Below are 9,249 nucleotides of genomic sequence, written 5' to 3'. Positions count from 1 at the left end.
TTTCTCTGCGGTCATGCCGGCCGTCAGCATCGGTTGGTTTCATGGCGTCCAAGCCTCTCTCTCCCGACAAACAGAAGCTCGCCGCACAAGAGGCGGCCGAGCTCGAGGACAAGCTCGACACCGGTCACGAGCCGGAGCTGGAAGACGACAACGAAGACGAGGACGACGACGAGCTTGGACTCGACGACGAGGATGACGAGGACCTCGTCGTCTTTACCGCCCGCGAAGCCGCCGGCGCGCTCGCGACCATCCTGGGCTTCGTCAAGCCGTTCCTGTCCAATTACAAGCGCATCCTGGGCTATGTAGCGTTCGGCGTTCTGGTCGAGACGCTGTTCAACGTCATCATGCCGCTCAGTCTGAAGTTCCTGATCGACGACGCGCTCGGCGAGGAGGATTTCCAGGCGCTGTACAAGATCCTCGGCGTGCTCGCGGTCGCCGGCATCTTCACCTCGATCGTCGCGGTCTGGTACGAGCGCTGGGACGCGCGGCTAGCCGCCTGCATCATCTCCGATGTCCGCAAGCGCCTGTTCGAGCACGTCCAGGACCTGCCGGCGGCCTATTTCGGCCGCACCAAGCGCGGCGAGATCCTGTCGCGCTTCTCGGTCGACCAGGCTGCCTTCGAGGGCTCGGTCAAGACCTTCGCCAACAGCGCGGCGCTGCCGTTCCTGGAGTTGATCGCCGGCATCATCCTGATGTTCTTCTTGAACTGGCAGCTCGCCGTGGTCGCGCTGCTGGTGTTCCCGATCACGCTGATCGGGCCGCGCATGCTCACCCCGAAAGCGGTGCAAGCCAATTACGAGCAGAAGCTCAACGAAAGCGCGCTGCTCGGAATGGTGCAGGAGAACGTGGCGGCGCAAGCGGTGATCAAGGCTTTCAGCCTGCAACGCAGGATGTTCGGCTTCTTCAGCTTCCGCAACGACGAGACCCGCAACAGGATTGCGTCCGCCGCGTTCCTGTCGACCATGGTGGAACGGACCGTCACCATCTCGGTGCTGCTGCTGCACCTCGTCGTGCTCGCGATCGGCGCGTATCTGGCGACCAAGGGCCAGATCACCATCGGCACCTTCGTCACCTTCGAGAGCGCCTTCTGGGAGGTCTCCTACAACATCGCCCATGTGATGCACTTCATCCCCGTGTCGATCTCGTCGGCCGCCGCGATCCGCCACATCCAGGAGCTGCTGGACGAGCCCACACGCGGCGCCGATCGTCCCGGCGCGCCCGATCTGCCGCGCATCACCCACGACATCACCTTCGACCACGTGACGTTCCAGTACGAGGGCGGCCAGACGCCGGTGCTGGACAATCTCAGCCTCAAGCTCAACGTCGGCAAGAGCATCGCCATCGTCGGTCCTTCCGGATCCGGCAAGAGCACGCTGCTCAATCTGATCCTGCGGCTTTACGTGCCGGACGAGGGGCGGGTCACCATCGACGGTGTCGACGTGCGCAAGGTGACGCTGAATTCGCTGCGCCGGAGCATGGCCGTAGTGTTCCAGGAGAACATGCTGTTCAACATGTCGATCCGGGAGAACATCCGGCTCGGCAAGGAAGGCGCGACCGACGAGGAGGTGGAGGACGCCGCCAGGAAGGCCGAGATCCATCGCTACATCATGAGCCTGCCGCAGCGCTACGAGACCCCGGTCGGCGAGCGCGGCGACACGCTGTCGGGCGGCCAGCGCCAGCGCATCGCGATCGCGCGCGCCATCATCCGCAATCCCTCGGTGCTGCTGCTCGACGAAGCCACCTCGGCGCTCGACCAGACCACGGAGGCCGCAATCAACCGCACATTGCTGAAGGTCGCCAAGGGCCGCACCATGATCTGGTCGACTCACCGCCTCTCCTCGGTGGTCGAGATGGACGAGATCATCGTGATTTCAGGAGGCAGGGCGATCGAGCGCGGTTCCCATGCCGAGCTGCTCGCCAGGAACGGCACCTACCGCAAGCTGTGGAATGACCAGACCCATCAGCCGCATAGCGCGGCGGCTCAAGCCGACGACGACAGCGACGATGACGACCTCGACGAGGATGATGAGGACGAGGACGACGAGGAGGAATGACCGAGGAAGTTCGGCTCCAGATGGAACGCCCCTCCCAGCCGCCGCAGTAGTCCCTGGCTCGACCACGCCATGAAGCGCGCCCAGCGCTGCGCGGTCCAGTACGGGCTCGTTGCAATCGACACCGAGCGGAAGTCGAAGGCTTTCGCCGCCGACCATTCATCACAGGCCCGCTTGACCGGGTCGGCGTAGAAGGCGGCGATCTTGTCCGCATCCATCCCGTCGGACGCCAGCCATTGCGGGATGTGGACGTTGCAGAGCCGCTCGACGTCGGTGAACACCTTGTCGCAACCGGTACCTGCGACCGGGCAGGAGGTCGCGAAGGCATCGCCCACCAGCACTACGCCGGGCTGATGGCTGGCATCGTTCACATAGAGATCGACCGGGCGGATCTTCAACTCGCCTTGGATGTCGAGGGCACCGGTGATGCGCTTGAGCCGCGGCAGGGCGGCGTCCAGCGTTGCGGCCGGCGCGCGGCGCAGCTCGCGCAGCCAGGGATCGTCGAAGCCACGGTACACGAACAGATTGGCACGCATCCGCGTGCCGATCGGAAACAGCGTGATGTAGGGGATACGGTCGTTCGGCCGCTCCGAGAAATAGGTCAGCGCCGGGAAGTCGAACGAATTCCGCCCGGCCGGCACCACGTCGAACCCGATCGAGATCGAATGGCAGGCGCTGATGATGTTTCGCGTGATGCCGAGCTGGTGGCGCAGGCCGACATTCAGGCCGTTGGCGAGCACGACCAGGCGGGCTGAGATCGTCTCGGCATTGGCGAGCGAGATTCTCTGCCGTTCCGGGCTGGTCTCGACCGACACCGCCTTGGTCCAGATTCGCTCGACGGTTTCGGGAATCTCGTCGCGGATCGCGTTGACCAGGGAATCGTAAAGGATGTTGAACTGCCGGCTCGGCGCCTTGTCGAGGAGATGCCCGAACCGTGCGATCCAGTTCTCGCCGGAGAAGGTTGCCTGGCGCAGCACTGAGTCGGCGATTCCCGTCCGCTGGAATCGCTCGACCTGACCGTGACCGCTGAGTTTTTCGACGCGAAAGTCGGCCGGATAGGTCTCATGCGGGTCGATCAGCACCGCCGAAATGCCGGCGCGCCCGAGCATCGCGGCGACGGTCGAGCCGGCAAGTCCCCCGCCGATGATGGTAATGTCGGTGTACCGCATGGCGTTTGTCTCTGCCGAAGAGGGCAGATTGACGCATCAAGAGGAAAAAAAGCCTTAGCGCGGGTCATAAAAGTATATTTCTCCCGGGTATAATTTGCCGTCGGGCTGGCGGAACCGGCACTTCGACCCCATATCGGGGGAGGCGTGGGGAAGAAGGCGAACAGGCTTTTTCTACAGGCGCGATAAGCGCTTTCTGACGGTCATTTCACCTTGACTTGATCGATTCTCACTTATAGAAAGCGCCTCACTTAACGACAGGCGGTGAGCATCGCCAGCGTCGGTACGGAGCACCTGCCTGATCCCGTTGGGGTCGCTTGGCAGGCACCAACCTCGACGAATGCCGCTCAAACGCTGTCGCTTATAGCTAGGCAATGCCAGGCGAATTTAGGTCTCTTGAGCACGTTCTCTTGAGATCGAACTCGGATGCATGACCTCGGTGCGCGGGCTGCGGCGTTTTCGCCGACTGGCCCGAAGACTGCGGTCCTCTGTGCGTCGAAACGCTTTCCGCTCAGTGATGGAGCGGTTGGCGCAATTTCGCTTTGTGCGGATTGTTCCGTGCGAGGCGGGCCTCGTCGGGCGGGTAGCTCGAAAGAATTTGCGGTCCCGGCAACGGGCCGCGGCAAGACAGCGGGCCCGCAAGGGGCCGCGATAACAAAGGGTAAGGCCAGGATGCCGACGATCAACCAGCTGATCGCTCAACCGCGTGAAGTGCAGAAGTCGCGCAAGAAGGTGCCGGCGCTGCAGCAGTCGCCGCAGAAGCGTGGTGTTTGCACCCGCGTCTACACCACGACCCCGAAGAAGCCGAACTCGGCGCTTCGTAAGGTCGCCAAGGTGCGCCTGACCAACGGCTTCGAGGTGATCGGCTACATCCCGGGTGAGGGTCATAACCTCCAGGAGCACTCGGTGGTCATGATCCGCGGCGGTCGCGTCAAGGATTTGCCCGGCGTGCGCTACCACATCCTCCGCGGCGTTCTGGATACCCAGGGCGTCAAGAACCGTAAGCAGCGTCGTTCGAAGTACGGCGCCAAGCGTCCGAAGTAAGCGGGAACCAGCTCAATGTCTCGTCGCCACTCAGCGGAAAAGCGCGAAGTTCTTCCCGATCCGAAGTTCGGGAACATCATCGTCACGAAGTTCATGAACTCGGTGATGTACGCCGGCAAGAAGTCGGTCGCCGAAGGCATCGTCTACGGTGCGTTCGGTCTCATCGAATCCAAGACCAAGCAGAACCCGCTCGGCGTGTTCGAGCAGGCACTCGAAAACGTCATGCCGACGATCGAAGTGCGCTCCCGCCGCGTCGGTGGTGCGACCTATCAGGTTCCGGTCGAGGTTCGCTCGGTGCGCCGTCAGGCGCTGGGCATTCGCTGGCTGATCTCGGCTGCGCGCGAGCGCAACGAAAAGACGATGACCGAGCGGCTCTCGGCGGAGCTTCTGGACGCATCGAACAACCGCGGGAACGCCGTCAAGAAGCGCGAAGACGTGCACCGGATGGCGGAAGCCAACCGCGCCTTCTCGCACTATCGCTGGTAACGGCGACACACTCGGACTCGCAAGGAACGACCCATGCCCCGCCTACATGCCATCGAGGACTACCGTAACTTCGGTATCATGGCGCATATTGACGCCGGCAAGACCACGACGACCGAGCGCATCCTCTATTACACCGGCAAGAGCCACAAGATCGGCGAAGTGCACGAAGGTGCCGCGACGATGGACTGGATGGAGCAGGAGCAGGAGCGTGGCATCACGATCACCTCGGCTGCGACCACCGCGTTCTGGGCCGGAAAGCGTCTGAACATCATCGACACCCCCGGCCACGTCGACTTCACCATTGAGGTCGAGCGTTCGCTGCGCGTGCTCGACGGCGCCGTCTGCGTGCTCGACTCGAACCAGGGCGTTGAGCCCCAGACCGAGACCGTCTGGCGCCAGGGCGACAAGTACAAGGTTCCGCGCATCGTCTTCGCCAACAAGATGGACAAGACCGGCGCCGACTTCTTCAAGTGCCTGGCCGACATCGTTGACCGCCTCGGTGCCAAGCCGATCGCGATCCAGCTTCCGATCGGTGCCGAGAACAACTTCAAGGGTCTCGTCGACCTCGTGAAGATGAAGGGCATCGTCTGGAACGACGAGTCGCTCGGCGCGAAGTTCGACTATGTCGACATTCCGGAAGATCTCGTCGACCAGGCCAAGGAATACCGCGAGAAGATGGTGGAAGCCGCCGTCGAGCTCGACGACGATGCGCTCGCCGCTTTCCTCGACGGCAACGAGCCGGACGAAGCGACGCTGAAGCGGCTGATCCGCAAGGCGGTGCTGACCGGCGCGTTCTATCCCGTGCTGTGCGGCTCGGCCTTCAAGAACAAGGGCGTGCAGCCGCTGCTCGACGCCGTCGTCGACTATCTGCCGTCGCCGATCGACGTGCCTGCGATCAAGGGCACCGACGATCGCGGCAACGAGGTCGTGCGTAAGGCGGACGACAAGGAGCCGCTCGCGCTGCTCGCGTTCAAGATCATGGACGACCCGTTCGTCGGCACCATCACCTTCTGCCGCATCTATTCCGGCGTTCTCCAGAGCGGCACCGGCGTCGTGAACTCGACCCGCGAGAAGAAGGAGCGCATCGGGCGCATGCTGCTGATGCATGCGAACAACCGCGAGGACATCAAGGAAGCCTATGCCGGCGACATCGTCGCGCTGGCCGGCCTGAAGGAAGCGCGCACCGGTGACACGCTGTGCGATCCCGACAAGCAGGTGATCCTGGAAAAGATGGAATTCCCCGAGCCGGTCATCGAGATCGCGATCGAGCCGAAGTCCAAGGCCGACCAGGAAAAGCTGGGCGTGGCGCTGGCGAAGCTCGCTGCGGAGGATCCGTCCTTCCGCGTGTCGACCGATCAGGAGTCCGGCCAGACCATCCTCAAGGGCATGGGCGAACTTCACCTCGACATCAAGGTCGACATCCTCCGTCGCACCTACAAGGTCGACGCCAACATCGGCGCGCCGCAGGTGGCGTTCCGTGAGCGCGTGACCAAGAAGGCCGAGGTCAAGTACACCCACAAGAAGCAGACCGGCGGTACCGGTCAGTTCGCGGAAGTGTCGATCGTGGTCGAGCCGAACGAGCCCGGCAAGGGCTACGAGTTCGAGTCCAAGATCGTCGGCGGCGCGGTTCCGAAGGAATACATCCCCGGCGTCGAAAAGGGCCTCAACAGCGTGATGGGCTCCGGCGTGGTCGCGGGCTTCCCCGTGGTCGACGTCAAGGTTCAGCTCGTCGACGGCAAGTATCACGACGTCGACTCGTCGGCGCTCGCCTTCGAAATCGCATCGCGCGCGGCGTTCCGCGAAGCGCTGCAGAAGGGCAAGTCCGTCCTGCTCGAGCCGATCATGAAGGTCGAGGTGGTGACCCCGGAAGACTACACCGGCTCGGTCATCGGCGATCTGAATTCCCGGCGCGGTCAGATCCAGGGGCAGGACATGCGCGGCAACGCCAACGTCATCAACGCGATGGTGCCGCTCATGAACATGTTCGGTTACGTGAATAACCTGCGCTCGATGAGCCAGGGTCGCGCGACCTTCACCATGCAGTTCGACCACTACGCAGAAGCGCCGGCCAACGTGTCGGCAGAAGTCCAGAAGAAGTTTGCCTGATTGTCGTCGGTCCAGAGCTGACGATTGAACGGAGAGTCAAATGGCCAAAGCAAAGTTTGAACGTAACAAGCCGCACTGCAACATCGGCACCATCGGTCACGTCGACCATGGCAAGACGTCGCTGACCGCGGCGATCACCAAGGTTCTCGCCGAAGCCGGCGGCGCAACGTTCACCGCGTACGACCAGATCGACAAGGCGCCGGAAGAGAAGGCGCGCGGCATCACCATCTCGACCGCGCACGTCGAGTATGAGACCAAGAACCGCCACTACGCCCACGTCGACTGCCCCGGCCACGCCGACTACGTGAAGAACATGATCACCGGCGCCGCGCAGATGGACGGCGCGATCCTGGTCGTGTCGGCTGCTGACGGCCCGATGCCGCAGACCCGCGAGCACATCCTGCTCGCCCGCCAGGTCGGCGTGCCCGCACTCGTCGTGTTCCTGAACAAGTGCGACATGGTCGACGATCCGGAACTGCTCGAGCTCGTCGAGCTCGAAGTCCGCGAGCTGCTCTCGAAGTACGACTTCCCGGGCGACAAGATCCCGATCATCAAGGGTTCGGCGCTCGCCGCTCTCGAAGACTCCGACAAGAAGCTTGGCCACGAAGCCATCCTCGAGCTGATGAAGAGCGTCGACGAGTACATCCCGCAGCCGGAGCGTCCGATCGACCAGCCGTTCCTGATGCCGGTTGAAGACGTGTTCTCGATCTCGGGCCGCGGCACCGTCGTGACCGGCCGTGTCGAGCGCGGCATCGTCAAGGTCGGCGAGGAAATCGAGATCGTCGGTCTCCGTGCGACCCAGAAGACCACCGTCACCGGCGTCGAAATGTTCCGCAAGCTGCTCGACCAGGGCCAGGCCGGCGACAACATCGGTGCGCTGCTCCGCGGCACCAAGCGCGAAGACGTCGAGCGCGGCCAGGTGCTGTGCAAGCCGGGTTCGGTCAAGCCGCACACCAAGTTCAAGGCCGAGGCTTACATCCTCACCAAGGAAGAGGGCGGTCGCCACACCCCGTTCTTCACCAACTACCGTCCGCAGTTCTACTTCCGCACCACCGACGTGACCGGTGTCGTGCATCTGCCGGAAGGTACCGAGATGGTGATGCCGGGCGACAACATCGCGATGGAAGTGCACCTGATCGTGCCGATCGCGATGGAGGAGAAGCTCCGCTTCGCGATCCGCGAAGGTGGCCGCACCGTCGGCGCCGGCGTCGTCGCTTCGATCATCGAGTAAGCAAGCGAATAGGGAATGGCGAGTAGCGAGTGGGCCAGAACCACCTGCTATTCGCTACTCGCCACTCACCCAAGAAAGACACGGCAATGAACGGCCAAAATATTCGTATCCGTCTCAAGGCGTTCGACCATCGTATCCTCGATACGTCGACCCGCGAGATCGTGAACACGGCGAAGCGCACCGGTGCGCAGGTCCGCGGACCCATTCCGCTGCCCACCCGCATCGAGAAGTTCACCGTCAACCGTTCGCCCCACGTCGACAAGAAGAGCCGTGAACAGTTCGAGATGCGCACCCACAAGCGCCTGCTCGACATCGTCGATCCGACCCCGCAGACCGTCGATGCTTTGATGAAGCTCGACCTGGCCGCCGGTGTCGACGTCGAGATCAAGCTCTAAGATTTTTGGATCACGTTCGCCACTAGCGGACAGAAAGAACAGGAAGCACGCCGATGCGCTCCGGAGTGATCGCACAAAAGGTCGGGATGACGCGGGTCTTTACAGAGACCGGCGAACATATCCCCGTGACCGTGCTGAAGCTCGGCAATTGCCAAGTCGTAGCCCACCGCACTGAAGAGAAGAACGGCTACGTCGCCCTCCAGCTCGGGTCGGGCAGCCGCAAGACCTTGTATCTGCCCAAGGCAGAGCGCGGCCAGTTCGCGGTCGCCAAGGTCGAGCCGAAGCGTCAGGTCGAGGAGTTCCGCGTCTCCGCGGATGCCATGATCCCGGTTGGAGCCGAGATCCTCGCCGACCACTTCGTCGTCGGCCAGTTCGTCGATGTTACCGGCACCTCGGTCGGTAAGGGTTTTGCCGGCGGCATGAAGCGCTGGAACTTCGGCGGTCTGCGCGCCACCCACGGCGTGTCGGTTTCGCATCGCTCGATCGGTTCGACCGGCGGTCGTCAGGACCCCGGCAAGACCTGGAAGAACAAGAAGATGCCCGGCCACATGGGTGTCGACCGCATCACTACGCTCAACCTCCGGGTCGTTCAGCTCGACGTCGAGCGTGGCTTGATCCTCGTCGAAGGTGCCGTTCCCGGCTCCAAGGGCGGCTGGATCCGCGTGCGCGACGCCGTCAAGAAGCCGTTGCCGAAGGAAGCTCCGAAGCCTGGCAAGTTCAAGGTTGCGGGCGGCGAAGCGGAAGCCTCGGCCCAGCAAGAGGGTGCGTGA

8 protein-coding genes are annotated in these 9,249 nt (G+C 63.0%); 7 read left to right on the top strand and 1 reads right to left on the bottom strand.

Translation table 11 applies throughout. The features are described 5' to 3' along the window. Nucleotides 1-41 precede the first annotated feature (41 nt). Nucleotides 42-2,054, top strand: a complete 2,013-nt coding sequence (locus ABID59_RS13980; RefSeq protein WP_354083754.1) for an ABC transporter ATP-binding protein — start codon at nt 42-44, stop codon at nt 2,052-2,054. On the opposite strand, the gene ABID59_RS13975 is transcribed toward ABID59_RS13980, so the two are convergent. Beyond that, nucleotides 1,982-3,220, bottom strand: a complete 1,239-nt coding sequence (locus tag ABID59_RS13975) for an FAD-dependent oxidoreductase (protein ID WP_354083753.1) — start codon at nt 3,218-3,220, stop codon at nt 1,982-1,984. The genes ABID59_RS13980 and ABID59_RS13975 overlap by 73 nt on opposite strands. Before the next feature lie 669 nt (nt 3,221-3,889). On the opposite strand from ABID59_RS13975, the gene rpsL reads away from it, so the two are divergent. The 6 genes from rpsL (at nt 3,890) to rplC (ending at nt 9,249) form a co-directional block, all read left to right on the top strand. Next, nucleotides 3,890-4,261: a 30S ribosomal protein S12 gene (gene rpsL / locus ABID59_RS13970; protein WP_007603006.1), complete on the top strand. Its 372-nt coding sequence runs from the start codon at nt 3,890-3,892 to the stop codon at nt 4,259-4,261. A gap of 15 nt (nt 4,262-4,276) precedes the next feature. Continuing rightward, nucleotides 4,277-4,747 carry a 30S ribosomal protein S7 gene (gene rpsG / locus ABID59_RS13965; RefSeq protein ID WP_148750332.1) on the top strand — a complete coding sequence of 157 codons (471 nt, stop codon included), beginning with the start codon at nt 4,277-4,279 and terminating at the stop codon, nt 4,745-4,747. 33 nt (nt 4,748-4,780) lie between these two features. Next, nucleotides 4,781-6,853: an elongation factor G gene (gene fusA / locus ABID59_RS13960; protein ID WP_354036650.1), complete on the top strand. Its 2,073-nt coding sequence runs from the start codon at nt 4,781-4,783 to the stop codon at nt 6,851-6,853. A gap of 40 nt (nt 6,854-6,893) precedes the next feature. Next, nucleotides 6,894-8,084 carry an elongation factor Tu gene (gene tuf / locus ABID59_RS13955; protein WP_148750334.1) on the top strand — a complete coding sequence of 397 codons (1,191 nt, stop codon included), beginning with the start codon at nt 6,894-6,896 and terminating at the stop codon, nt 8,082-8,084. 86 nt (nt 8,085-8,170) lie between these two features. Then, on the top strand, nt 8,171-8,479 hold the full coding sequence (gene rpsJ, locus ABID59_RS13950; protein WP_002712302.1) for a 30S ribosomal protein S10: 309 nt from the start codon (nt 8,171-8,173) through the stop codon (nt 8,477-8,479). Nucleotides 8,480-8,532: 53 nt separating this feature from the next. Further along, nucleotides 8,533-9,249 (top strand): 50S ribosomal protein L3, encoded by a 717-nt coding sequence (gene rplC / locus ABID59_RS13945; protein ID WP_354083752.1) that lies wholly within the window; start codon nt 8,533-8,535, stop codon nt 9,247-9,249.

It is taken from the genome of Bradyrhizobium sp. S3.3.6, assembly GCF_040546905.1.
Lineage (GTDB): Bacteria > Pseudomonadota > Alphaproteobacteria > Rhizobiales > Xanthobacteraceae > Bradyrhizobium > Bradyrhizobium cytisi.
This window is presented reverse-complemented; position numbering and strand designations above follow the sequence as displayed.